The organism is Undibacterium sp. WLHG33, from assembly GCF_049544815.1.
Classification (GTDB): Bacteria; Pseudomonadota; Gammaproteobacteria; order Burkholderiales; family Burkholderiaceae_D; genus Undibacterium.
The window spans coordinates 2,918,141-2,943,236 of sequence record NZ_CP186697.1; the positions used below are offsets into that span (position 1 = coordinate 2,918,141).

22 protein-coding genes are annotated in these 25,096 nt (G+C 50.0%); 16 read left to right on the top strand and 6 right to left on the bottom strand.

Features of this window, described 5'->3' with window-relative positions; genetic code table 11:
- Window positions 1–23: 23 nt before the first annotated feature.
- The 3 genes from ACOTSW_RS13255 to ACOTSW_RS13265 all read right to left on the bottom strand — a co-directional run bounded on the left by ACOTSW_RS13255 (window position 24) and on the right by ACOTSW_RS13265 (window position 4,160).
- Entirely contained in the window at window positions 24–1,712 is a 1,689-nt protein-coding gene (locus ACOTSW_RS13255) for a glycosyltransferase family 39 protein (RefSeq protein WP_423679542.1), read from the bottom strand.
- A complete protein-coding gene (locus tag ACOTSW_RS13260) occupies window positions 1,709–2,086 on the bottom strand; it encodes an Mth938-like domain-containing protein (RefSeq protein ID WP_423679543.1) in 378 nt (125 codons plus the stop codon). Before ACOTSW_RS13260 ends, ACOTSW_RS13255 begins: the two co-directional genes overlap by 4 nt.
- A 325-nt stretch (window positions 2,087–2,411) precedes the next feature.
- On the bottom strand, window positions 2,412–4,160 hold the full coding sequence (locus tag ACOTSW_RS13265) for a methyl-accepting chemotaxis protein (protein WP_423679544.1): 1,749 nt from the start codon (window positions 4,158–4,160) through the stop codon (window positions 2,412–2,414).
- 320 nt (window positions 4,161–4,480) lie between these two features.
- Here ACOTSW_RS13265 and ACOTSW_RS13270 point away from each other — a divergent pair, with 320 nt between their 5' ends.
- The 3 genes from ACOTSW_RS13270 to ACOTSW_RS13280 all read left to right on the top strand — a co-directional run bounded on the left by ACOTSW_RS13270 (window position 4,481) and on the right by ACOTSW_RS13280 (window position 8,459).
- Window positions 4,481–5,710: a pyridoxal phosphate-dependent aminotransferase gene (locus tag ACOTSW_RS13270; protein ID WP_423679545.1), complete on the top strand. Its 1,230-nt coding sequence runs from the start codon at window positions 4,481–4,483 to the stop codon at window positions 5,708–5,710.
- 25 nt (window positions 5,711–5,735) lie between these two features.
- Window positions 5,736–7,046 carry a homoserine dehydrogenase gene (locus ACOTSW_RS13275; RefSeq protein ID WP_423679546.1) on the top strand — a complete coding sequence of 437 codons (1,311 nt, stop codon included), beginning with the start codon at window positions 5,736–5,738 and terminating at the stop codon, window positions 7,044–7,046.
- A 171-nt stretch (window positions 7,047–7,217) separates the two neighbouring features.
- Window positions 7,218–8,459: an MFS transporter gene (locus tag ACOTSW_RS13280; RefSeq protein WP_423679547.1), complete on the top strand. Its 1,242-nt coding sequence runs from the start codon at window positions 7,218–7,220 to the stop codon at window positions 8,457–8,459.
- 22 nt (window positions 8,460–8,481) lie between these two features.
- On the opposite strand, the gene ACOTSW_RS13285 is transcribed toward ACOTSW_RS13280, so the two are convergent.
- From ACOTSW_RS13285 to ACOTSW_RS13295, 3 genes are all read right to left on the bottom strand, one after another.
- On the bottom strand, window positions 8,482–9,231 hold the full coding sequence (locus tag ACOTSW_RS13285) for an NRDE family protein (RefSeq protein WP_423679548.1): 750 nt from the start codon (window positions 9,229–9,231) through the stop codon (window positions 8,482–8,484).
- Window positions 9,222–9,509: a DUF4936 family protein gene (locus ACOTSW_RS13290; RefSeq protein WP_423679549.1), complete on the bottom strand. Its 288-nt coding sequence runs from the start codon at window positions 9,507–9,509 to the stop codon at window positions 9,222–9,224. Before ACOTSW_RS13290 ends, ACOTSW_RS13285 begins: the two co-directional genes overlap by 10 nt.
- A 168-nt stretch (window positions 9,510–9,677) precedes the next feature.
- Entirely contained in the window at window positions 9,678–10,736 is a 1,059-nt protein-coding gene (locus ACOTSW_RS13295) for a YgfZ/GcvT domain-containing protein (protein WP_423679550.1), read from the bottom strand.
- Between the two features lie 265 nt (window positions 10,737–11,001).
- On the opposite strand from ACOTSW_RS13295, the gene mltG reads away from it, so the two are divergent.
- The 13 genes from mltG to ACOTSW_RS13360 all read left to right on the top strand — a co-directional run bounded on the left by mltG (window position 11,002) and on the right by ACOTSW_RS13360 (window position 25,093).
- A complete protein-coding gene (gene mltG / locus ACOTSW_RS13300; protein WP_423679551.1) occupies window positions 11,002–11,988 on the top strand; it encodes an endolytic transglycosylase MltG in 987 nt (328 codons plus the stop codon).
- 83 nt (window positions 11,989–12,071) lie between these two features.
- Window positions 12,072–12,749 (top strand): dTMP kinase, encoded by a 678-nt coding sequence (gene tmk, locus ACOTSW_RS13305; protein ID WP_423679552.1) that lies wholly within the window; start codon window positions 12,072–12,074, stop codon window positions 12,747–12,749.
- Window position 12,750: 1 nt separating this feature from the next.
- The gene (gene holB / locus ACOTSW_RS13310) at window positions 12,751–13,785 is read left to right on the top strand and encodes a DNA polymerase III subunit delta' (protein ID WP_423679553.1); all 1,035 of its coding nucleotides are present in this window, start codon (window positions 12,751–12,753) and stop codon (window positions 13,783–13,785) included.
- An 18-nt stretch (window positions 13,786–13,803) separates the two neighbouring features.
- Window positions 13,804–14,181: a PilZ domain-containing protein gene (locus ACOTSW_RS13315; protein ID WP_423679554.1), complete on the top strand. Its 378-nt coding sequence runs from the start codon at window positions 13,804–13,806 to the stop codon at window positions 14,179–14,181.
- Between the two features lie 6 nt (window positions 14,182–14,187).
- Entirely contained in the window at window positions 14,188–14,691 is a 504-nt protein-coding gene (locus tag ACOTSW_RS13320; RefSeq protein ID WP_423679555.1) for a GNAT family N-acetyltransferase, read from the top strand.
- Between the two features lie 77 nt (window positions 14,692–14,768).
- On the top strand, window positions 14,769–15,698 hold the full coding sequence (locus tag ACOTSW_RS13325; protein WP_423679556.1) for a 23S rRNA (adenine(2030)-N(6))-methyltransferase RlmJ: 930 nt from the start codon (window positions 14,769–14,771) through the stop codon (window positions 15,696–15,698).
- A 341-nt stretch (window positions 15,699–16,039) separates the two neighbouring features.
- Entirely contained in the window at window positions 16,040–17,692 is a 1,653-nt protein-coding gene (locus ACOTSW_RS13330; protein WP_423679557.1) for a 3-(methylthio)propionyl-CoA ligase, read from the top strand.
- Window positions 17,693–17,813: 121 nt separating this feature from the next.
- A complete protein-coding gene (locus ACOTSW_RS13335) occupies window positions 17,814–19,049 on the top strand; it encodes a branched-chain amino acid ABC transporter substrate-binding protein (protein WP_423679558.1) in 1,236 nt (411 codons plus the stop codon).
- A 98-nt stretch (window positions 19,050–19,147) separates the two neighbouring features.
- Window positions 19,148–20,095, top strand: coding sequence for a branched-chain amino acid ABC transporter permease (locus tag ACOTSW_RS13340; protein WP_423679559.1), 948 nt, complete (start codon window positions 19,148–19,150; stop codon window positions 20,093–20,095).
- 2 nt (window positions 20,096–20,097) lie between these two features.
- Window positions 20,098–21,384, top strand: a complete 1,287-nt coding sequence (locus tag ACOTSW_RS13345) for a branched-chain amino acid ABC transporter permease (protein ID WP_423679560.1) — start codon at window positions 20,098–20,100, stop codon at window positions 21,382–21,384.
- Window positions 21,381–22,148, top strand: coding sequence for an ABC transporter ATP-binding protein (locus ACOTSW_RS13350; protein ID WP_186883393.1), 768 nt, complete (start codon window positions 21,381–21,383; stop codon window positions 22,146–22,148). Before ACOTSW_RS13345 ends, ACOTSW_RS13350 begins: the two co-directional genes overlap by 4 nt.
- Entirely contained in the window at window positions 22,145–22,852 is a 708-nt protein-coding gene (locus ACOTSW_RS13355) for an ABC transporter ATP-binding protein (protein WP_423679561.1), read from the top strand. Before ACOTSW_RS13350 ends, ACOTSW_RS13355 begins: the two co-directional genes overlap by 4 nt.
- Before the next feature lie 162 nt (window positions 22,853–23,014).
- The gene (locus tag ACOTSW_RS13360; RefSeq protein WP_423679562.1) at window positions 23,015–25,093 is read left to right on the top strand and encodes a 3-hydroxyacyl-CoA dehydrogenase NAD-binding domain-containing protein; all 2,079 of its coding nucleotides are present in this window, start codon (window positions 23,015–23,017) and stop codon (window positions 25,091–25,093) included.
- The last annotated feature ends 3 nt before the right edge of the window (window positions 25,094–25,096 follow it).

Here is a 25,096-nt window from a genome sequence, read left to right on the forward strand (position 1 = left end):
TGATTCTGATGTTTTTCTTTTTTTTAAGGATGTATCGTCGCGATAATCACACGGCGCGGATCTTCACCAATCACGCGCATAGGCAGATGTTGCTGTTGGAATTCCTTGTAAATATCGGTGCGGACAATGGCAACAGCCGCTTCGCCGCGCTGATTATGCGCCCGCCAGCGTGCAACGAAATCGGCGCGGTCAGGTATCCATAATTCCGGTTGCTGTTTCAGACCGAATTCCATTTCATCCGGAAATTCTACCAGTGTCAGCGTACGTTCCAGATAAAACGGCAGCGCCTGTTCATATCGCCCGACGGCGTACAAAGGGGTATCCGGTTTTGTCAGTTCCGCTTTCATCGCAGGCACATGCGCAGAGCCGGCGATATATTTACCCCAGGGATCGTGACCGAGAAAGGCGACTTGTCCGGCGATGAATCCGGCACTCGCCAGCAGAATCACGGACCAGTCTTTGCCAGTGGCACCTTTGCCTGCAACAAACCAAGCGCCAAGACCGCCAGCCAGCGTCATGCCTGCGGCGACAAACAGCCATACGGCATAACCCTGATTCAGCGAGATTTCAATGGGATTAGAGCCCAGTCCTGCTGCCTTATTTACAAACAGCAGACCGATCAGACCCAACAACGCAAACAGAAGAGCCGCTATCTTCAGATCACGCGCCTGACATTGATCAACATAATACGCAATCAGCAGAGCCAGCGCCGGGAAAATCGGCAGAATATAGCCCGGCAATTTAGAACCGGAAATACTGAAGAAGAAAAAGAAAAACACTGCCCAGACCAACAGCAGTTTACGCGGTTGAAAGCCTGTCGATGGCTCTTTGACGCCAGTCCACAAACCCTGCAGCAATACGCCTAGCCAGGGCACGATACCCAGCAACAGGAAAGGGAAGAAGTAATACCAGGCACCGCCACGATTGTGTACACCGCTGGTGAAACGCTGAAAGTGCTCGTGGATGAAAAAGAAGTGCGGATGTTCCGGATTTTTCAGTGCAATTAAAATGAACCAGGGTGCCGTGATCGCAAAAAACAGAATCAGACCTTTGCCCATGTGCAAGCGTGCCCACAAAGCCCAGTCTCTGGTCAGCAAGGTGTATATCACCAGTACTGCACCCGGTAAAACAAAACCTATCAAGCCTTTTGACATTGTTGCTAATGCCATGCCCGTCCAACACACCAACATGGCGTTGCGGCGTTCAATGTCACTGACGCCATCGCGTTGCCCGACGATAAGTCCGCACATGCAAAGCACCATCATGCCGGATAAACCCATGTCCAGCGAATTGACGTGCCCCATACCGGCCCAGTAAAAGCTGGAACCCAGTACCAGTGCGGCGATAATGCCGACACGACGGTTAAATAATTTATTTCCGGTATAAGCGACAGACGCAACGCCGATCAGGCCGCAAAGCCCGGTCCATAAACGTGCCTGCCAGTCACCGAGGCCAAACACGGCGAAGGTGAGGGCGTTCATCCAGTTTTGCAGTGGCGGCTTTTCGAAATACTTGATGCCGTTCAGGCGCAGCGTGATCCAGTCGCCGGTGGCCAGCATTTCTCGTCCCATCTCGGCGTAGCGGCCTTCATCAGTCGGCACCAGGGTTCTGGCGCCCAGCATATAAAACCAGATAATCAGGAAGCCGATCGCCAATGCCCATAAGGTTCGCGGCGACTCGAACGGCGATTGTGTATGTTTGTTGATGTTCATGCCTTCTCCATCACCAGCGCCAGTGCAACCTTGCGGCCTTCCGCCATCAGAATGTTATAGGTGCGGCAAGCTGCCTGATTATCCATACATTCAACACCGATGCGTTGCGCTGTCAGTGCCGCAATCAGGCGAGGATGAATGAAACGTTGTTTGTTGCCCGTTCCTAAAATCACGACATCAGGTTTGGTGGTATCAATTTGCGCAAAATCATCAGCGCTCAGGTCATCAAAGCTGCTGACTGGCCAGACGACAGGCTTAGTTTCAGGCAAAACAATCAGACTATGAGTGTAGAGAATCGCGTTGATTTCAACGCTGTCCTTTTCGTAGCCTGTAACGGTTTGGTATTGTTGTGTCGGTGTCGAATGCAGTTTCATCTTTTTTGCTCTGTCTTTGGTGTACGCCTTGTGAGTGCGGCATTGTAACTTTTTTTACAGAATTTCTGACATCGATTGATCAATTCTGAAAAGCAATCAGGTGCTTTAGCCGTACCGGGAACAAACTAACCACTTGTTTTTTTTGGTCTTATTCCTCCGCAGGCCAGATTCTTGCAGTCAAAAAAAAGCGGACAAAAATTTGTCCGCCTTGAGTGACTGTCTTGCTTGCGAAGCAGACGCTTGAATTGCTGTGATCTGACTATGCGCTGTAATTTCCCGCGTAAGTGAGGTGAAATCTGACTGACGCAAGCGATACTTTCCGCAATCAGAACTCCTCCCACTGATCCGCCTCGTCCTGTTTCGGGGCCTGGGATGTGATCATTTTCTTCGCCGGCAGCGCTTTGTTTATCGTTTGTGATTTTGTCTGTCCCACGGAGCGGTTTGGGCTTGCCGCGCGCACCGCAGCTGGTCTGGCTGGTGTAGGTCTTGCCGCCACAGGCGCAGCAGCATCCGTCTTTAACTTGAAAATGCTGACTTCGCTGAGCAGGTGGGCCGATTGCTCCTGCATTGCGGCTGCCGCCGCCGCCTGTTCGACCAGCGCAGCATTTTGCTGGGTGACGTTATCCATTTCTACAATCGCCAGATTAACCTGGGAGATGCCAGAACTTTGTTCGGATGTCGCCGCAGAAATTTCCGCGATCACATCGGTTACTTTACGCACACTTTCGAGAATCTCGTTCATGGTTTCACCAGCCTGATCGACCAGCTTGCTGCCGTGATTGACGCTCTCTACGGAGTCATTGATCAGCGCTTTGATTTCTTTTGCCGCTGTTGCGGAGCGTTGCGCCAGATTGCGGACTTCCGATGCGACAACGGCAAAGCCGCGTCCCTGCTCGCCTGCGCGGGCTGCCTCGACGGCAGCATTCAATGCGAGGATATTGGTTTGAAAAGCAATGCCATCAATGACGCCGATGATGTCGACAATTTTTTGCGATGAGGCATTGATGACTCCCATGGTGGATACAACCTCGGTCACAACGGCACCACCTTTTCTGGCAACTTCTGACGCATTCAGAACCAGTTGATTTGCCTGCCGCGCATTATCGGCGTTGTGTTGTACAGTGCTGGTCAGCTCTTCCATTGATGATGCCGTTTCTTCAAGCGAGCTGGCCTGCGACTCAGTTCGGGATGATAAGTCCATATTGCCTGATGCGATCTCGGTCGATGCGCTGGAAATCGCTTCTGTTCCGGTACGTACGTCACCGATGATTTTTGCGATGCTGTCACGCATGGATTGTATGGAGTACAGCAGACTGGACTGATCGCCGGATCTGAGCTGGATATCCGTGCTCAGATCACCTTGCGCAATCTGGCTGGTAATTTCCGCTGCATAGCTTGGCTCGCCGCCCAGTTGCTGCAGCAGACTTTTGGCAATCACGAGCGAAATCAGTAATAAGATACCGGTCAGTATCGCTGCGCCGACAGAGAATGACAGCAGGCGTTCATAAAATGTGGCGTTAACCGAATCAATATACACACCCGAACCGATGACCCAGCCCCAGGGTTTAAATCCTTTGACAAATGAGACTTTTTCTACCGGTGCTTCACTGCCGGGTTTAGGCCACATATAGAACACAAATCCTTCGCCATGTTCTTTCACCGTCTGCACCATTTCGACAAAGAAAAGTTTTCCCGTGGGATCTTTGTTATCGGATAAATCAGTGCCGTCAAGTGCCGGCTTAATCGGATGCATGACCATGCGGTTATTCATGTCATTAATCCAGAAATATTCGTCCGCACCGTATTTCAATGCGCGTACAGCATCTTTCGCAGCTTGTTTGGCATCCGCTTCCGGCATCTTGTTTTTGGTCGCCAGATCGTGATAGTGCGCAACCAGTTTCTCAACGGTTTCTACGGTTTGCCTGACATTGCTCTTACGTTCTTGTAACAGCATGGCTTTTTCGGAGAAAAGAAACAGCCCTGTTAATACAACGATGCCCAGAACTGCGCTGACGATAATGATGCGCAGTTGTCTGGCGATACTCAATTTTTGTATAAATGATGTTACTGACATAGTCCCCCCCTCATCGCAGATTTTTTTCAGCACTAGCATATCCTCGCCGGATTTGATACTACTCCGCTTTTGTAAATCAGAATAAACAATTAACAATCTGTGGCAATTTCTGTGTAATTTCGAATATTCGTTTGTTTTGATGTTGGAGTGGTATTAAAAACATCGGTTATTTGCACGAAATCATGTTTGTGACAGCGATTTATTGAAAACGAATTGATCAAACCGGATGCCCTGTGCAAAAATGTTTCGTTTCGCATTGCAGCAAAATAGGGTGTCCTGATTTTGCTGGCTTGCATGCTTATCATAGAAGGAATTTTCCAGTGCGTCCGATACAAAAATCACAAAAGTTAGCGAACGTTTGTTATGACATCCGTGGACCGGTGCTGGAAAAAGCCAAGCAGATGGAAGACGAAGGGCACAAGATCATTAAGCTCAACATCGGCAATCTGGCGGTGTTTAATTTTGATCCGCCGGATGAAATTGTGCAGGATATGATCCGTAATATGCATAACGCGGCCGGCTATACGGATTCCAAGGGCATGTTTGCTCCGCGAAAATCCATCATGCATTACACGCAGGAAAAATTCATCCGTGGCGTGACGATAGAAGATATCTATATCGGTAATGGCGCATCTGAGCTGATCGTGATGGGCATGAACGCATTGCTGAACAGCGGTGATGAAGTTCTGGTACCTGCACCGGACTATCCTCTGTGGACTGCTGCCGTAAGTTTGTCCGGCGGTAATCCCGTGCATTATGTGTGCGATGAAAGTGCCGACTGGATGCCGGATATCGACGATATCAAGAGCAAGATCACTCCGAATACGAAAGCGATTGTCGTCATCAATCCGAATAATCCTACCGGCGCCTTGTATCCGGTCGAAGTGTTGCAGCAGATCGTCGAAGTCGCCCGTCAGCATCAGTTAATTGTGTTTGCGGATGAAATTTACGATAAGACTTTGTATGATGAAGCCGAGCATGTGTCGATTGCTTCGTTAGCGGATGACGTATTATTTCTCACCCTCAACGGTCTTTCAAAAAATTATCGCTCTTGCGGCTATCGTGCCGGCTGGATGGTGGTTTCCGGTGAAAAACGCCATGCCAAAGATTATATTGAAGGCCTGAATATGCTGGCCTCGATGCGCTTGTGTGCGAATGCGCCGGGGCAGTTTGCGATTCAGACCGCGCTGGGTGGCTATCAGAGCATCAAGGATCTGGTCGGGCCTGGTGGTCGTTTATTGCGCCAGCGCGATCTTGCGCACAAATTGCTGACGGCGATCCCCGGCGTCAGCTGTGTGAAGCCAAAAGCAGCGTTGTATATGTTTCCGAAACTGGACCCCGAGATTTATCCGATCACGGATGACCAGGAATTCATACATGAACTGCTGACCGAGCAGCGTGTATTGTTGGTGCAGGGAACAGGTTTTAACTGGATCAGACCTGACCACTTCAGGGTGGTATTCTTGCCAAACGCGGATGATCTGACTGAAGCATTCGGACGTATCGATTATTTCCTTGAGGGATATCGTAAGCGTCACGGTACTAATTAATTCCAATTTACTGTTTAAAAATCATATGAAACCCATCAAAGTAGGTCTGTTAGGTATAGGCACTGTCGGTTCCGGCACTTTCAACGTCTTGAAGCGTAATCAGGAAGAAATTACGCGTCGCGCTGGCCGTTCAATTGAAATTGCGATGGTGGCAGATCTGAATATTGAGCGGGCACGTGAACTCACAAATGGAGAAGCGGAAGTCGTCAATGATGCCAATCTGGTGGTGAACAATCCTGACATCGATATCGTAATTGAACTGATCGGTGGTTATGGCATCGCCAAAGATCTGGTGCTGAAAGCGATTGCGAATGGCAAACATGTGGTAACGGCAAACAAGGCATTGCTGGCAACGCATGGCAATGAGATTTTTAAAGCGGCGCAGGAAAAAGGCGTGATGGTTGCCTTTGAAGCGGCTGTCGCCGGAGGTATTCCTATCATCAAAGCGCTGCGTGAAGGCCTGACGGCCAATCGTATTCAATGGATCGCTGGCATCATCAATGGCACCACCAATTTCATTTTGTCGGAAATGCGTGACAAAGGGCTGGACTTCAATTCCGTGCTGAAAGAGGCGCAGGCATTGGGCTACGCGGAAGCGGATCCAACCTTTGACATCGAAGGTGTGGATGCGGCGCATAAAGCGACCATCATGGCCTCAATTGCGTACGGCATTCCTATGCAATTCGATAAAGCCTATGTCGAAGGCATCACCAAGCTGGAAGCCAGCGACATCCGTTATGCCGAAGATCTTGGCTATCGCATCAAATTACTGGGTATTACCAAGCGTACGCCGGAAGGCATAGAGTTGCGCGTGCATCCGACGCTGATTCCTGAAAAACGTCTGATTGCGAACGTGGAAGGGGCGATGAATGCCGTGCTGGTGCAAGGCGACGCCGTCGGTGCGACTCTGTATTACGGCAAAGGTGCGGGCGCAGAACCAACCGCTTCAGCGGTGATTGCGGACCTGGTGGATATCACGCGTCTGGCGACCGCTGACCCGGAACATCGGGTGCCGCATCTGGCGTTCCAACCGGCTGCGATCAGCGATCTGCCGATTTTGCCGATGTCAGAAATCGTGACCAGCTACTATCTGCGCATGCATGTCGAAGACAAACCCGGTGTGCTGGCTGATGTAACCCGTATTCTGGCTGATCTGTCGATTTCTATCGATGCGATGTTGCAGAAAGAACCGGGTGAGGGCGAAACCCGTACCGACATCATCATCCTGACGCATCAGACCAAAGAGAAAAATATCATCGCTGCGATAGAAAAAATCGAAGCACTGGCCACTGTTACCGGCTCAGTCATCAAACTGCGTCTGGAAGAGTTGAGTTAAGTTACACCGTATAAGATTATTGATGACTGTCACCACGAAATAGCCGTCATCGCAGGTGTCGCACAGAAAAAGCGCGTTCATGAAATAATGAGCGCGCTTTTTTTCGTCGATCTGATCCTTGATCCGATGCGGACGCATAGACGATGAACTCAAACTGAAAGAGACGTGCAGGTGAAAGTTTTTTCGCTCCCCAGATTGCTGGCATATGGTTTGTTTGGCTTTCCACTGGCCTTGCTCGCCTTGCCGATTTACGTGTACGTGCCACAGTTTTATGCCGAGCGCTTTGGCATGTCGCTGAGTCTGATTGGCTCTGCACTGTTGGTCTCGCGTGTGCTCGATGCGTTCCTTGATCCCTTGCTCGGCGCATGGATAGATAAACGTCCAGCGAATCAGGGATACGGCCGCTTTATTCTGTATTCACTGCCTTTGCTGATCCCTGGTTTTTACGCGTTGTTTCATCCGCCAGCAGCGACGGCGGTTTCACCAATGCTCTGGTTTTTCTGCGCCTTGCTGATGGTGTATGCCGGATATAGTCTCGCCAGTATCGCCTTTCAAAGCTGGGGCGCAGCGCTGACGCAGTTTCCGGGAGAACGTCTGCGTCTGACTGCGACGCGTGAACTCTGCGGCGTCGCCGGTGTCGTCACTGCCGCATTGTTATCGCAATTCGCCGATATTTCGTGGTTGTCTGCGGTGCTGATTTGTAGCTTACTGATCTGCGCCTTTTTGCTGCTGCGTTTTACCCCAGACTTGCTTAATCGCCATCTGGAACAACACACCAGCTTACGTTGGCGCGAGCTGTTTTTGAATCCCTATTTCCGCTCATTATTCTTGGTCTTCGTGCTGAACGGAATTGCAGCGGCAATTCCAGCGACCTTGTTTTTATTTTTCGCTAAAGACCGCTTGCAACTGGCGTCGTATTCTGGCGTGTTGTTGCTACTGTATTTTGTCGCTGCGGCGATGTCATTGCCGTTGTGGGTACGAATTGCGCATCGCATCCATGAAACCCGCGCATGGTTGCTGGCGATGCTGTTATCGGTGCTGAGTTTCATCTGGGCTTACAGTCTGCAGGCCGGTGATCTGACTGCCTTTGCGGTGATTTGCGTTTTATCCGGCCTGTGTCTCGGTGCTGACCTTGCTTTGCCTCCGGCATTGCTGTCGGGCGTGATACGGCAGGCGGGGCATAGTGAGCGCTATGAGGGAAGTTATTTCGGCGCGTGGAACTGGGCCAGTAAAATGAATCTCGCACTTGCTGCGGGTTTGTCGCTGCCTTTGCTGGATTATATGGGCTACACGCCGGGCATCAGCACTGGCGGCGGTTTGCATGCATTGTCATTCGCCTACGCAGTGTTGCCCTGCGTTCTGAAATGCCTGGCTGCTTTGGTGTTGTGGCGAGCGCCGCTGCGTAAGGTTTGATACCTTATTTTTGTCACTACAATCAACTCAGCGCAGGATTTTTTTCGTGAAACTCTGCCGGGTAATCCTGATGTAGTTTGACCAGAGTTGAAACGCGGGTGCCATAGTTGGGTGAGACGATGCAGGGGGCGGAAAGCAGGCGTTCCATTTCAAACGAGACGCCGGTATCCGGCAGGCGGCAATCGGGGGCCGGATTCGTATTGGCCAGCATTTCGAAGAACGCGTCTTCTGGAGCTAACTGACAGAGCAGACTGCAGAATTCTGCTTTGGTCTTGATGACTTTGTGCCAGCAGGTGTCTAAGGCGGCGTTGGAGATGCCGTAAATGCCAGGTGCCAGCGGCAGACCGTTACGCGGATCATCGGTGTGGCGATTCGAAAACCAGATCAGATCCTGCGCGTCACCGACGAGCAGGTTAAAGCCATTGTAGTGATCGACCTTGCCGCGTAATTGATCGACATAATCCTGCGCAGCCATGTCATTTTGCAGATACTCAGAAACAAGACCGCCACGCGAAGGTGCATCGTCACGTTTTTCAGAAGGTGCGCGGACGTTGGTGATGGCAGCAAATTTTCTGGCAGGCGCATCGGCTTGCGGGCTTTGTATTCCCAGCCAGGTGCCGCCGGATTGCAGATCGCGCCCGGCATAAATCTGCGGATGATCTTGCCACCAGCCTGCGGGTGCCGCCGGGCGGTCATAGTATTCATCGCGATTGGCTGCGACCAGCAGCGGCGTGGCGGGGAGTAACTTCCATGCAAAAACGATCAGGCACATACATCTACATCCAAAAAATATTCAGTACGACGTTCACTGTACTGCAATTCAGCTAAGCCCGTTTGCTGCACCAATATTTCCAGCTGCACGGAGAAATCGTCGGGCACATTCGCGTACACCTCCATCCAGGTGTGCAGATCATTCGCTGATTCAGGGCGTCGTTGCAGTTTCCCCCTGACACCCAATCGCGCCAGTACCAGTTGTTGCAGGGATTTTTCTGCCGCAATCACTTTTTCCTCCAGCGCGGCTCCGGCTTTGAAATAAATATAACAATCCATCTTGTGTTTTAAGGAAAAAGGGGGAGTATCTGCCAATTTAACGCTAATGTCCGCATAGAATAAGGGCTGTAAAATATACTCCGGGGAGTATATTTTTGCCCTGAAATCACTTTTCTGAGCTTGTTTTGCGCTTATTTTGTGCGGACGAGGTCTGGATCAACGGCAGATTTAACGCGTAATATCGGTGATCTCGTAGGGTAAGGGCAAGAGTTGTGCCAGCGGACCGTCTATGCTGCCGCAACGGATTGCGCCGCTTTCCTGATCTGCCAGCGTCATTTCGATTAAGGCCAGAGTGCTGCTCTCATTGATTTGTTCCGCATTCACAATCACGCCGCATGGCTGTTTGTTCTCGCCAGCATTGGTCTCGTCGCCATCGTTGACATTAAAAACATCCATGCCGTCTGTCAGTCCGACACCGGGAATCTGCGCCAGTGTCATGCGGCGTTTCAGCTTGCCCAGGTACTGGCTGCGGGCAACGATTTCCTGCCCCGGATAGCAGCCTTTTCTGAAGTTCACGCCGCCGACCAGTTCAAAGTTAATCATTTGCGGCACAAATTTTTCCTGCGTAAGCTGATTAATGTGCGCGATGCCTGCCTGAATATCGCTCAGATTCCAGTCAGCGGTATTGGTCGGCTGCAATTGTAAGCTGAGGGTAGCCCAGACCGCTGCGGCTTTGTCGGCAGGGCATAACCACTGATAGCGGGCGACGTTCATTACATCAGTGAAACGGATCAGCGTACCGGATTCATTGCTGATCTGCGCGTTGGCCGCTGGTAAGTCAGGAAACCAGTTGGTCAGCACCTGTGCTGCCTGTGCACCACCGAGCGCGAAACTGACACACTGATCGCTGACATCGCTGAGTTTTACTTTGGCGCGCAACACAAACATGTTCAGCCGTTTTTGTACCGCTGTTTGTATCGAACGGGATAGCTGCAAAATGATTGCACTATCGGTTTTCCAGTACACAAAGCTGGCCAGCATCCGCCCCTTAGGTGTGCAATAGGCGGCGCGACGAATTTCACTGGAGGATAAATGTTCTACATCATTGCTGAGCTGGTTGTGCAGAAAATGCGCGGCTTCCTCACCCTCGGCACGTATCAGGCCGGTGTCCGGCAGCAGGGTGACAAAGCCTTCCTGAAACGCTGGTTTATTCCAGACGGATGCTTGTCCGCTCAATTTGCCATTGGTGATTGGTAGATGCTGTTGCGCTGTAAATTCTTGCCACATGATATCGATTTGCTTTCTGCTGAACTGAATGAAAACCGGCGACATTGACACTGACTATGCCTGTCGCCCGCTGACAATGCTTTGGACGAATTATAGTAGTCTCAGCAAATCTTGGTGCAGCAGGGGTGTTTTTTTGCGTTCCGTTACGGGCCTCAGCAGCAAATAGCATGGTGACTTGCGTTACACTACGCGCCTCAGATTTAATCTGCATATCATTTCCCGTATTTTTTTCGCCATCTTTTTGTCACCAACACCACGCGCTTGTATGAGACTCATCAAAATTCTTTTTCTGTTATTTTTATTAACAGGCGCCGCAGCAATTGCAGGTTTCATTTACTGGAAAGAGCAACCGATAGTGCTGTCATCAGCCTCGGTGGAGTTCACGATCAAGGCTGGCAGCGGTGTTCGCAGCGCCGCGAAACAGATGCAGGACGCTGGCATTCCGCTGCCGCCGTTTGCATTTGAAATGCTGGCGCGCGTGACCGGTAAAGCCAATAAACTGAAGGCAGGATCTTACGAACTGCTGTCAGGGAAAACTCCGGTTGAGTTGCTCGATAAAATTGTCAACGGCGATTTTTCTCAAGGCTCGGTCGCGATTATTGAAGGCTGGACGTTTGCGCAGATGCGTAAGGCAATCGACGCCAGTACAGCGTTAAAGCACGATACCAAGGGGCTGACGGATGCCGAGCTGATGAAAAAAATCGGCGCCGAATTTGTCGCGGGCGAAGGAATGTTTTTTCCGGACACCTATTTATTTGCCAAGGGTAGCAGCGATATCCAGGTCTATCAGCAGGCGCATGCGAGTCAGTTGAAGCGGTTGAATGAGGCATGGGAAGCGCGTGCCGCGAATCTGCCTTATCAATCGAAATACGAAGCGCTGATCATGGCATCAATCATCGAAAAAGAAACCGGTCAGCCGTCGGAACGCGCACAGATTGCTGCGGTATTTGTGAATCGTCTGAAAACCGGCATGTTGTTGCAGACCGATCCAACGGTGATTTACGGTATGGGAGACAAATACCAGGGCAAAATTTATAAGCGTGATTTGCTGACCGATACGCCGTATAACACATATACCCGTGCCGGTTTGCCGCCGACGCCAATTGCCTTACCCGGACTGGCATCCATTACAGCAGCATTGAATCCGGCACGCAGCGATGCTTTATACTTCGTGGCACGCGGTGATGGCACCAGTCACTTTTCAGAAAACCTGAGCGAGCATAACCGTGCGGTGAATAAATATCAGCGCTAGAACTGTGTCGTTAGCAATGCCAACAACGATGCCGGCACGTCTGTCACGTGGATGGCAAGAACCAATATCAATAAAAAGAACAAATGAAAGTTACTGGAAAATTTATCACGTTTGAGGGCATCGACGGTGCTGGCAAATCGACGCATATTGCTTATGTCGCCGAACGACTCAGACAAGCGTTGTCGCCCCGCGGCATTGATGTCATCACTTCACGTGAGCCAGGCGGTACGCCGCTGGGAGAAACGCTGCGCGAGGTATTGCTGCAACAAAAAATGCATCTCGAAACAGAAGCACTGCTGATGTTTGCAGTACGGCGTGAACATATTGCACAGGTCATAGCACCGGCACTGGAGCGCGGCGACTGGGTGATTTCTGATCGTTTCACTGATGCGAGCTTTGCATACCAGGGCGGTGGCCGGCATTTGTCGCTCGACAAACTGAATGCGCTCGAACAATGGGTGCATCCGGATTTGCAGCCCGATCTGACCTTGTTGTTCGATGTGCCGCTGGCGGTGGCGCGGGCGCGTCTGGATGCGACCCGCGAGCTGGATAAATTTGAACAGGAAAAAGTGGATTTTTTCGCCGATACCCGTAACGAATATCTCCGCCGCGCTAAAGAATTTCCGCAGCGCTTCCGCATTATCGATTCGACACAAAGTATAGCTGCGATCCGTAATGAAATCGACGGCATTATTGATGCCTTATTAGCATCTGCTTCGGGACAGAATCCAACGAATCAAGTAAAGACGAGTATCGCCTGATATGAGTAATCCGCTATTTAGCTGGCAAACCTCTGCATGGGATTATCTGCAATCATTGCAGGGCCGCATGCCGCATGCTTTCTTGCTGTACGGACCTGAAGGCATAGGAAAAACCGTGTTTGCCGAACACATGGCAAAGTCTTTGTTGTGCGAGCAGCCGGATGCCGGCGGACATGCCTGTGGGCGCTGTGGTTCCTGTGGCTGGTTCAGTCAGTACAGTCATCCTGATTACCGTCGTGTCAGGCCCGAACTGCTGGATGAGGAAGAAGCGTCTTCGGCTGACGCTGATAGCGAGCCCGCTGCGAAAACGAGTAAAGCGAGCAAAGCGCCATCGAAAGAAATTGTGATTAACCAGATCCGTGCTCTTGCGGATTTCATGAATTTGTCCACGCACAGACAAGGGCGGCGTGTGATCGTGTTATATCCGGCTGAGGCGCTGAATATTCCTGCGGCGAATGCTTTATTAAAATCGCTGGAAGAGCCCGGTGCAGATACGATATTTATTCTGGTTTCCAACAGCATCGATAAGTTGTTGCCGACGATACTATCGCGTTGCCACAAACTGCCGATGGGGATGCCGGAACAGTCAGTTGCACTCGCGTGGCTCAGACAGCGCGGCGTGAGTGACGCGGATGTCTGGCTCGCACAGCAGGGCGGTGCCCCCCTTGCCGCGCTGGCGATGGCAGAGTCCGACACGCGTACGGAACTGGATGAATTTTTACGTCAGCTGGCGCGCCCCGGCGTGGATACGAGCCTGAAACTGGCCGATAAAATGCAGAAAACGGAGATGCCGGTAACGATTGCCTGGATGCAGCGTTGGCTCTACGATATATTTTCTTACAAACAAAGCGGGAGAATCCGGTATTATCCTCGCTATGAGAAAGAGGTAAGGGCGTTGGCTTCTGTTGTATCCAGTGAGGCCTTGCTGATGTTGATCAAGAGCTGTAACGAACGGCAGGCAATCGCGACGCATCCTTTATCGCCGAAATTATTTTTAGAAGATATGTTGCTTGAGTATTCTGCACTCTTCGCATAACCGCAGCGAAAGCACACTATGTCAGATTTAGCATTAGAACCGATGCACCATGCACCTAATCGCCCGTCCGTTTTATCTCTGGCGATCAAGGAAAAAGCCGCATTATTTGCTGCTTATATGCCGTTTCTGAAGAACGGCGGAATTTTTGTTCCTACCAATAAGGCGTATCGTATCGGTGACGAAATTTACCTGATCCTGACCTTGCTTGATGATCCGGCCAAGTATCCGATTGCGGGTAAGGTCGCCTGGGTGACACCCGCGGGTGCCGGAAATAATAAATCCCAGGGTATCGGCGTTCATTTTCCCAGCGATGAAAGCGGAACAAGAATACGCTTGCGCATCGAAGATGCACTTGGTGCCGCGATACGCTCAAGTCGGCCTACGCACACAATTTAATTTATCATGTCGGATCATTTTTCATACAGAATCGCCAATTTTGACGATTTACCGGCGATTGTTGCCATTTACAATTCAACGATCGCCTCCCGCCAGGTGACCGCTGATACGGAACCTGTCAGTGTGGAGTCCAGGCATCAGTGGTTTTATGATCACGCTCCCGAACGCCGGCCTTTGTGGGTCAGCGAACAGGATGGTCAGATTACCGGCTGGTTGTCGTTTTCTAATTTCTACGGTCGTCCGGCGTATTCCGGGACGGCAGAACTGTCGATTTACCTGCATGAGGACGCGCGTGGTAAAGGGCTGGGAAAACGCTTTCTTGAACTCGCCATAGCACATGCACCAACAATCAATGTGCATACGCTGTTAGGATTTATTTTTGGTCACAATACGCCGAGTCTGAAATTATTTGAAAATTTTGGATTTGCAACCTGGGCGCATATGCCACGCGTTGCAACTCTGGATGGGATAGAGCGCGACCTGATTATTGTTGGCAAGCGCGTCGCCTGACATCCCTGTCAATGGCTTAGTTATCATGGCAATCTGCGCAGGCAGGTTGCCTTTCATTTTTTATAGGAATTCAATTCATGCTCAGTTATCGTCACGGCTTTCATGCCGGCAATCACGCCGACGTACTTAAGCATCTGGTCTTAATTCAGTTGCTGCAATACATGAATCAGAAAGAGGCTGCCTACACATATATCGATACCCATTCCGGCGCAGGTTTGTATGCGCTCGACAGTGGTTACGCGATGAAAAACGCAGAATATGAGACCGGTATTGCCCCTTTATGGGACAAAAAAGACCTGCCGCCGGCACTGGGCGAGTATATGGCGCTCATCAAGGATCTGAATCCCAGTGGCAAAATGCGCTATTACCCCGGATCACCGTATTGCGCAGATAAGGTCATGCGTGAGCAAGACCGGCTGCGTTTATTCGAGTTGCATCCGAGTGAAATCAAGATACTCAGTGAAAACTTCCGTAAGCTTGATGCGCATGCTGCTGAGCAGGGGCGCCGTCCGACGGTACGTGGCAAGCGCGTGATTATTTCTGACGGCGATGGTTTTGAAAGTATGAAGGCTTTATTGCCGCCACCGTCGCGCCGCGGACTGGTGCTGATTGATCCGCCATATGAGGTCAAGGACGATTATCGCCGCGTCAAGGTTGCACTGGAGGATGCACTGAAACGGTTCCCGACCGGCGTCTATGCTGTATGGTATCCGGTACTGCAGCGCCAGGAGTCGAGGCAACTGCCGGAAAAACTGAAGCGGCTGGCGGCGAAAGATTGGCTGCACGTCACCTTGTCGATCAGCGGACCATCGCCCGATGGATTCGGCTTACACAGCAGCGGCATGTTTATCCTGAATCCGCCGTGGACTCTGATGGCAACCTTAAAAGAAACGATGCCGTATCTGGTTGCCGCATTGGGGCGTGATAAAGATGCCCGCTTTGAACTGGAGAGTGGTGTACCGTTGACAGGGATGAGCGCAAAAGCGCAGCGCCCGCAACGTGGGTGAAGCAGAAATAAGGCCGGGGAAACAGCAGTTATTTGCATAGCAGTAATAATCTTTGTATTTTAATTAAAAGGGTGATGGATCGTACGGGTCTGTCGCCCTTTTTTTATGGTCTCAGCAGCAGCTTATTTCCTCCATTTTTGCGCACCGCAATATGCTGAAAACCATTGTCAGGAAAGGCTTATTTAAAAATAGAGGGAGTTCTCTAGGACCTAATGTTGCTACGCAAAAAAAATAGTGATTGACGGATTAGTACGGTCGTACAAAAATCAGTCAACAATGCGATTCAGAAAATGCAGTTAAAAACAAATTCAATCACTTAGCAGTTAACCAGAGGAGAACAAATGTCAGCGTACCCTAAGAGTCCGGTCATGGGCCAAATGATGGAAAAGCCTATGCTTATCTCAAGCATTATCGAGCACGCGGATCGGTATTTCGGACAAAGCGAGATTGTTTCTCGCCGAGTAGAAGGTGATACTCATCGTTACAACTACACAGAATGCCACCGCCGCTCGAAAAAGCTAGCAAATGCCTTAGCTGGGTTCGGTATCAAAATCGGCGACAGAATTGCGACGCTGGCATGGAACGGCTACCGTCATCTCGAGGCTTACTATGCAGTATCCGGTTCAGGTGCCGTTCTACACACGATCAACCCCCGTCTGCATCCTGATCAAATCACTTATATCGTCAATCATGCTGAAGATCAGTATCTGATGTTTGACATCACGTTTTTACCTATCATCAAAGCGATTGCAGCACATTGCCCTACGGTAAAAGGCTTCATCATGATGTGCGGGCGTGAACACATGCCGCAAGACAGCGGGGTGCCGAATCTATTGTGCTATGAAGAGTTGATAAACGCGAACACGGACGATTTTGTCTGGCCGCTATTTGATGAAAATTCTGCGTCCAGCCTGTGCTACACATCGGGCACTACAGGTCATCCTAAAGGTGCCTTATATTCTCATCGTTCCACCATTCTGCACTCGTATGCATCGGCGATGCCGGACGGTCTGAATGTTTCTGCGCGGGATTCTATCGTTCCTGTGGTTCCTATGTTCCATGTGAATGCATGGGGGCTGCCATATTCCGCACCGTTGACCGGTGCAAAACTGGTTTTCCCTGGCCCGCATCTGGATGGCAAATCACTGTATGAATTGTTCGAAGAGGAAAAAGTCACATTCTCTGCCGGTGTTCCGACGGTATGGTTAGGTTTGCTGAATTACGTAGAGCAAAATAAGCTGAAGTTCTCGACGTTCAGACGTACTGTCATTGGTGGTTCTGCCTGTCCTCCGGCGATGATGCATGCATTCCGTCACAACTACCATGTGGACGTTGTGCATGCCTGGGGTATGACAGAAATGTCGCCACTGGGAACAGCTTGTTCTTTGCTGACCAAGCATATGGAGCTGAGTGAGCCGGAAAAAGAAGCTGTGCTGACCAAGCAGGGACATGTGTTGTATGGTGTCGATATGAAAATTGTCGGTGATGATGGCAAAGAGTTGCCGTGGGATGGCAAAACCTACGGCAACCTGTTGGTCAAAGGTCCGTGGATTATCAATTCGTATTATAAAAATGAAGGTGGCGAAGTGCTGGAGGATGGTTGGTTCCCGACCGGTGACGTTGCCACGATAGATGCCGATGGCTTTATGCAGATCACCGATCGTAGTAAAGACGTGATTAAATCTGGCGGAGAGTGGATAGGTACGATCGATCTGGAAAACGTTGCTGTTTCTCATCCGGCGGTGATGCAGGCAGCGTGTATCGGCATTTTCCATCCTAAATGGGATGAGCGTCCTTTACTGCTGGTAGTGAAAAAAGCGGGCGCAGAAGTAACGAAAGAAGAACTTTTAAAATTCTTTGAAGGTAAGGTTGCCAAGTGGTGGCTGCCGGACGACGTCGCATTTATCGATGCATTGCCATTAGGAGCAACCGGTAAAATTTTGAAAAACAAACTGAGAGAACAATTTAAGGAGCACAAACTACCGACAGCATAATAGATCGCATCAGATTGCATTAATCTGGCTGCCTCTCATACAAAACATTTCAATGAGGCAGCCAGCGTAAGAGAAGTCAGCAGGGTAAAAATTTCCATTCCTAAAAAACGGAGAGAGACAAATGAAATTCCCATTACGCGCATCTTTCATCGCAGTTGCATTCGCATTAACTTCGCCTGTGTCAATGGCAGAAAATATTAAAATTGCCTACATCGACCCCTTATCCGGTCCATTTGCTCCGGTCGGGCAAAATATTCTGAATTCTTTTCAGTACATCGCTGATAAGGCAAACGCTGAAAAATGGGCTGGCAATAATACCTTTGAAGTTGTTGGCTTTGACAATAAAGGCAGCCCGCAGGAATCGCTGAATGTATTGAAAACCGCGATCGATAAAGGTTTCCGCTATATCACGCAGGGTAATGGTTCAGGTGTCGGCCTGGCATTGCTGGATGCGGTCAATAAATACAATGAGCGTAATCCGGGTAAGGAAATCATTTATCTGAATCACGCGGCTGTCGATCCGGATATGACGAACAGCAAGTGCAGTTACTGGCACTTCCGTTTCGATGCGAACTCCGATATGAAAATGGAAGCACTGACGACCTATATGGCCGCAGATAAGACTGTCAAAAAGGTTTATATCATCGGACAGAATTATTCTTTCGGCCATCAGGTGACAAGAGCCGCGAAAGAGTATCTGGCACGCAAGCGCCCGGATGTACAGATCGTCGGTGACGATCTTCATCCTATCGGTCAGGTCAAGGATTTTTCTCCTTACATCGCCAAAATCAAAGCCTCCGGTGCAGATACCGTCATCACAGGAAACTGGGGCGCGGATCTGGCCTTGTTGGTGAAGGCTGCCAAAGATGCTGATCTGAAAGCGAATTTCTACACCTACTATGGTTCCACTACCGGTGTGCCGACCGCCATGGGCGCCGCAGGTATCGACCACGTGAAATACGTCGGCTATTGGAACGTCAATAACGAAACCTACGCTGGTAAAGACATCGTCGAAGGATTTAAAGCGAAATATAAAGACGATTACTATTCTATGGCGACGTATTCCATCATCCTTGCCATGTCGCAAGCGGTAAAACAGGCGAAGAGCGTTGAGCCGGCAAAGGTTGCAGTCGCTCTCGAAGGCGCAACCTTTAAAAGCCTCAACGGTGACGCAGTGATGCGTAAGGTTGACCATCAGTTGCAGCAACCGTTGTACATCGCTACCTGGGTAAAAGTGAATGGTAAAGATGTGAAGTACGATCAGGAAAATACAGGACTGGGCTGGAAAACAAATCAGAAGATTGATGCGTTTGTTGCTTCCCAGCCTTCGTCTTGCCAAATGAAGCGACCAGGTTAATTTTTAATCTGAAAAGAGAGTCATGCCGCAATTGACTCTCTTTTTTTGTCACAAAATAGTACGATCGTTCATAAGATGTCGCTGAAAGGGACGTTGCTGTGGAATTTACCCTTATTACTTTGTTGAATGGGATCAGTTATGGACTGCTGTTGTTCATGCTGTCATCCGGCCTGACACTGATTTTCAGCATGATGGGCGTGCTCAACTTTGCGCATGCCAGTTTTTATATGCTGGGCGCCTATTTCGCCTACATGCTGAGCTCTAAATTTGGATTCTGGACAGCTTTTTTTATCGCACCTTTACTGGTTGGGATACTTGGCGCGCTGGTCGAGCGTTATGGCTTGCGTTCCGTCCATAAATACGGACACATACCGGAATTGCTGTTCACTTTCGGTTTGTCCTATGTGATTGTGGAAGTAGTGCAGCTGATATGGGGGCGGTCTGTTGTTCCTTATGCTATTCCTGCGTCTCTGGATGGCCCGCTGTTCACTCTTTATACCACCACCTTCCCGATTTATCGCGGTTTTATGATGCTGGTCGCCTTGCTCATGCTGCTGTTTATTTACCTGTTACTCACCAGAACCAGGATTGGTCTCGTGATTCAGGCTGCATTGACACACCCTGATGCGGTGGAGGCGCTGGGACATAATGTGCCGCGCGTTTTCATGCTTGTATTTGGTGGTGGTTGTGCGCTCGCAGGTCTTGCCGGCGTTGTCGGTGGTAATGCATTTGTGACCGAGCCAGGTATGGCAGCCACGCTCGGCAGCATCATTTTCGTGGTCGTCGTTGTCGGTGGGATGGGATCGCTGGCAGGTGCTTTTGTGGCGTCGTTACTGATCGGTGTGCTGCAGACATTTGCTGTTGCGCTTGATCATTCGCTTGCGACCTTACTTGCTAAGTTTGGTGTGCTGATCAGTGCCACTTCTCCTGTCTATTCTCTGCTGAGTCTGACGATTGCGCAGATCGCTCCGGTAATGCCATATCTGTTGCTGGTCTTGATTCTGATCTTCCGACCACGCGGTCTGCTCGGCACACGTGAGGGATAAAAATGCCTACAACTTTACAATATAAGCCCTTGAATTTAGGTCGCTGGCTGACCTGGAGTAGCTTTGCTCTGATTCTGGTTGTCGCTCCGCTGATTTTTCATGAAGGTGCAGTCCTGTCTTTGTTGTCACAGATGGGGACGCTGATGATCTTCGGCCTGTCTTTCAACATGCTGCTGGGGCAGGGCGGTATGCTGTCGTTTGGTCATGCAGTCTATTCCGGACTGGGTGCCTTTTTTGCCATTCATGCGATGAATATGGCGAGTGATGGCAGCCTGCCGATTCCCGTTACGATGATTCCACTGGTCGGTGGAATTGCGGGAATGGGGTTCGGCATTTTATTTGGCTATGTGACGACTAAAAAATCGGGTACGACTTTTTCTATGATCACACTGGGGATGGTAGAGCTGGTCTTTGCATGTTCGCTGATGTTTCCTAAGTTCTTTGGTGGTGAGGGTGGAATCTCAACCAATCGGGTGATAGGACAGGCTTTCATGGGCATTACTTATGGTCCACAAATTCAGGTCTATTATCTGATTGCTTTCTGGCTATTTGTCAGTGCAGTCGCGATGTTTGCTTTCACGCAAACACCGCTCGGGCGCATGATTAATGCCGTCCGTGATAATCCTGAACGAGCTGAGTTTGTTGGCTATGACACGCAATGGGTACGTTATCTGACGCTGATTCTGTCTGCATTTTTTGCGGGTATTTCGGGTGGTTTATCTGCAATCAATTTTGAAATTGTAACGGCTGAAAATGTCAGTGCCGTTCGTTCCGGTGCGGTATTGTTGTTCACTTTCATCGGCGGTATCGGCTTTTTCTTTGGTCCACTGATTGGTGCTGTTATTGGCGTGTTTTTAACTGTGATGCTGTCTGATTTCACAAAAGCATGGCAGTTATATCTGGGTATATTTTTTATCCTGATCGTGATGTATGCGCCAGGCGGCATTGCCAGCATTCTGATGATGAATTTACGCGTGGTGAAATTTTCCAAATTCGGTCGTATCTGGCCGGTATTATGGAAATTGCTGCTGTCATCGCTGATCGGTATTGCTGGTCTGGTGCTGGTTATAGAGATGCTGTACCAACTGTCGCTGGAATCGACACAAAATCCCGTGATTTCCATCTTTGGCATGGCATTTAATTCTGCCAGTGGCGGTTCGTGGGCAATTGCTTTACTGACTTTAGGGGCAGGCATTGCTGGTTTTGTCCTGTTTAAAGCGCCTTTCCAAAAAGTATGGGGTGAGGTTAATACAGAAATAGAAGACGCTATGCGGAGGGCGCAGGTATGAGTGGTTTTTCGCTGGAATTAAAAGACGTCCGGAAAAGTTTCGGCAGCGCTGAGATTATCCGTGGTGCCAATCTGCAGGTGCCGAAAGGGGAACGATTTGCCATTATCGGCCCTAACGGTGCCGGAAAATCAACCTTATTTAATCTGATTTCAGGACGATTCGGTATCAGTTCGGGTGACATTCTCCTGAATGGCAATAGCATACGTAATCTGAAGCCCTACGAGATTAACCGCAGTGGTTTGTCGCGCAGCTTTCAGATTACGAATATTTTCCACCGACTCACTGTCTTTGAAAATTTACGCTGTGCAGTTTTGTGGTCGCTGGGCTATAAGTATTCGTTCTGGCAAAGGCTGAACGGCCTGAAAGATGCTCAGGAACGTGCAGAGCATGTGCTGGAGCAGATAGGCTTAAAACGGCGGCGTGATGTCACTGCTGGCTTGCTCACTTATGCCGAACAAAGGGCGCTGGAGATCGGTATTACGATTGCTGGTGGTGCCGACGTGATTTTGTTGGATGAGCCGACTGCGGGGATGAGTCGTTCTGAATCAGACGCTGCCGTCGAACTGATACGCAAGGTCACGGAAGGTAAAACTTTATTGATGGTCGAGCATGATATGAGCGTCGTATTTGGCCTCGCCGATAAAATTGCGGTGGTCGTCTATGGTGAGGTGATTGCCTGCGATACGCCACAAAATATACGCAATAATCAAAAAGTCAAAGACGCTTATCTCGGCGGTCACGCCCCGACGGAGGAACACGCATGAGTGCGCTGCTCGAAATTAAAGATTTAAACGCTTTTTATGGCAAAAGCCATGTACTGCATGGTGTGGATCTGCATGTCAAGGATAGCGAGATCGTCAGTTTGCTCGGCCGTAACGGCGTAGGGCGTTCGACTACGGTTAAAGCAGCAATGGGACAAGTTCATGCAACCGGATCTGTCTTATTCAAAGGCGAGCAGATGATAGGTATGAAAGCCTTTCAGATTGCGCACAAAGGCCTGGGCTACGTGCCGGAAAACCGCGATATTTTCCCCACGCTGACGGTAGAGCAGAATTTGCTGCTAGGCGAAAAATCGAATACCAAAACGAAGCCGCGCTGGGAAATGGAAGATATGTACCAGATGTTTCCACGCTTACGCGAAAGGCGTAATACCCTGGCCGGTGTGATGTCTGGCGGTGAACAACAAATGCTGACCTTGTGCCGGACACTGATGGGCGATCCTGATCTCATTATGATTGATGAACCAACCGAAGGTCTGGCGCCGAAGATCGTTGAACTGGTGGCTGAGTATCTGAAAGAGCTGAAAAACCGGGGAGTTTCAGTGTTGCTGGTCGAGCAAAAATTAGCGATTGCACTGCAGATTTCGCAGCGGGTCTATGTCATGGGACATGGCAGTATTGTGTTTGAAGGTACGCCCGAAGATTTGCTTGCCAACGACAAAATCAGGCAAGAATGGCTGGAGGTGTAATCGGTCTGTTGAATGGCGAAAAAAGAAAATCAATAAAAATAACACGACCGTACTATTTTTAAGTTATAGTCAAGTTTGTGAGTGTTTTGTTTGAATTCGCCCACCAGATTTGATTCATTTAGAAAAACCAATTCCATTCGTATTTCAACCTTAGGAAGAGACATGAGCGCAGAATACAAAGTTGACGGCAGCATTGCCGTTATTACCCTGAACAATCCACCGGTCAATGGTCTGGGGCATGCGACCCGCCACGCGATCGTCGAAGGTATGAAGCAGGCGCAGAATAACGATGCGGTCAAAGCCATCATCATCACCGGTGCCGGCAAAGCATTTTCCGGCGGCGCAGATATCAAAGAATTTAATTCTCCCAAAGCATTTGCTGAGCCCAGCCTGCATACGGTGATCAGCGTCATCGAATCTTCAGACAAACCGGTGATCGCAGCAATACACAGCGTTGCCATGGGCGGCGGTTTGGAATTGGCTTTGGGTTGCCACTATCGCGTTGCCAGCCCCGGCGCACAGATTGCGTTGCCAGAAGTGAAGCTTGGCATTTTACCTGGTGCAGGCGGCACACAACGTTTGCCACGCGTCGTCGGGCTGGAACTGGCCTTGAATATGATCGTTTCTGGAACGCCGGTCGCTTCAGAAAAACTCGCGAAAACAGCGCTGTTCAATGAGCTTGCTGAAGGCGATCTGATGGCCGCAGCAACCGCATTTGCGAACAAAGTGGCGGATGTGCGTCCGCTGCCTAAAGTACGCGACATCAAAATCGATTACCCGAACTACGAAGCCTTCCTGCAATTTTCCCGCAATACCGTACGCGCAATGTCAGGCCCATTCCCTGCGCCATTGAAATGCGTCGAAGCGGTTGCCGCTGCGGTAACGAAAAAGTTCGATGACGGTATTAAATTTGAGCGTGACTTATTCCTTGAACTGGTACAGACAACAGAATCTAAAGCGCTGCGTCATGCTTTCTTCGGTGAGCGCGCTGCCAGCAAGTTGCCGGACGTCCCTGATGACACGCCGACTCGCCCGGTAAAATCGGTCGCAGTGATCGGCGCCGGCACCATGGGCGGCGGTATTGCGATGAACTTTGCCAATGCGGGAATTCCTGTACAGATTCTTGAAATGAAACAGGAAGCGCTGGACAAAGGTTTGGCAACGATACGCAAAAATTACGAAAACACGCTGAAAAAAGGCAAGTTGACGCAAGAGAAATTTGACCAGCGCGTTGCCTTAATCACAGGCACTTTGTCCTATGAGGCGATTGCTCAGGCGGACATGGTTATCGAGGCCGTTTTTGAGGATATGGGCGTTAAAGAGCAAGTCTTTAAAAAGCTCGATGAAGTCATGAAGCAGGGTGCGATTCTGGCGTCCAACACATCAACGCTTGATGTCGATAAAATTGCTGACTTCACCAAGCGTCCGCAAGACGTGGTGGGTACGCATTTCTTCAGCCCGGCCAATGTCATGAAGTTACTGGAAATTGTACGCGGCAAAAAAACGGCGAAAGATGTGCTGGCAACGGTACTGGCGATTTCTAAAAAAATCAAGAAAACAGGCGTGGTTTCTGGTGTGTGCGACGGCTTCATCGGCAATCGTATGATCGAGCAATACAGCCGTCAGGCAGGATTTTTACTGGAAGAAGGCTGCACGCCGGAACAAGTTGATAAAGCTGTTGAAAAGCTCGGTTTTGCAATGGGACCTTTCCGCATGGGTGACTTGGCGGGGAACGATATCGGCTGGTATATCCGCAAACGTCGCTACGTGGAAAAGCCACACATCACGTATTCAAAAACAGCAGATTTGTTGTGTGAAATGGGCCGCTTTGGTCAGAAAACCGGCGCTGGCTGGTATGACTACAAACCTGGTGATCGCAAGGCTTATCCATCTGCCGTGGTGAATGACATGATCGTCAAACATTCTGCTGATCTGGGTATCGAGCGTCGCAAAATTTCCGATCAGGAAATCGTTGAGCGCCTGATTTATTCGCTGGTGAATGAGGCTGCATACATTCTTGAAGAAGGCATCGCAACACGGGCTTCTGACATCGATATGGTGTATCTGACTGGTTATGGTTTCCCATTACATACCGGCGGCCCTATGTTCTATGCGGATACAGTTGGCTTGCCGAATGTGGTACGGGCGATGGAAAAATATGCGAAGGGCCGTCATGGCGATGCGTGGAAACCGGCGCCATTGCTGCTCAAACTGGCAGAAGAGGGGAAAACGTTTAACTGAATC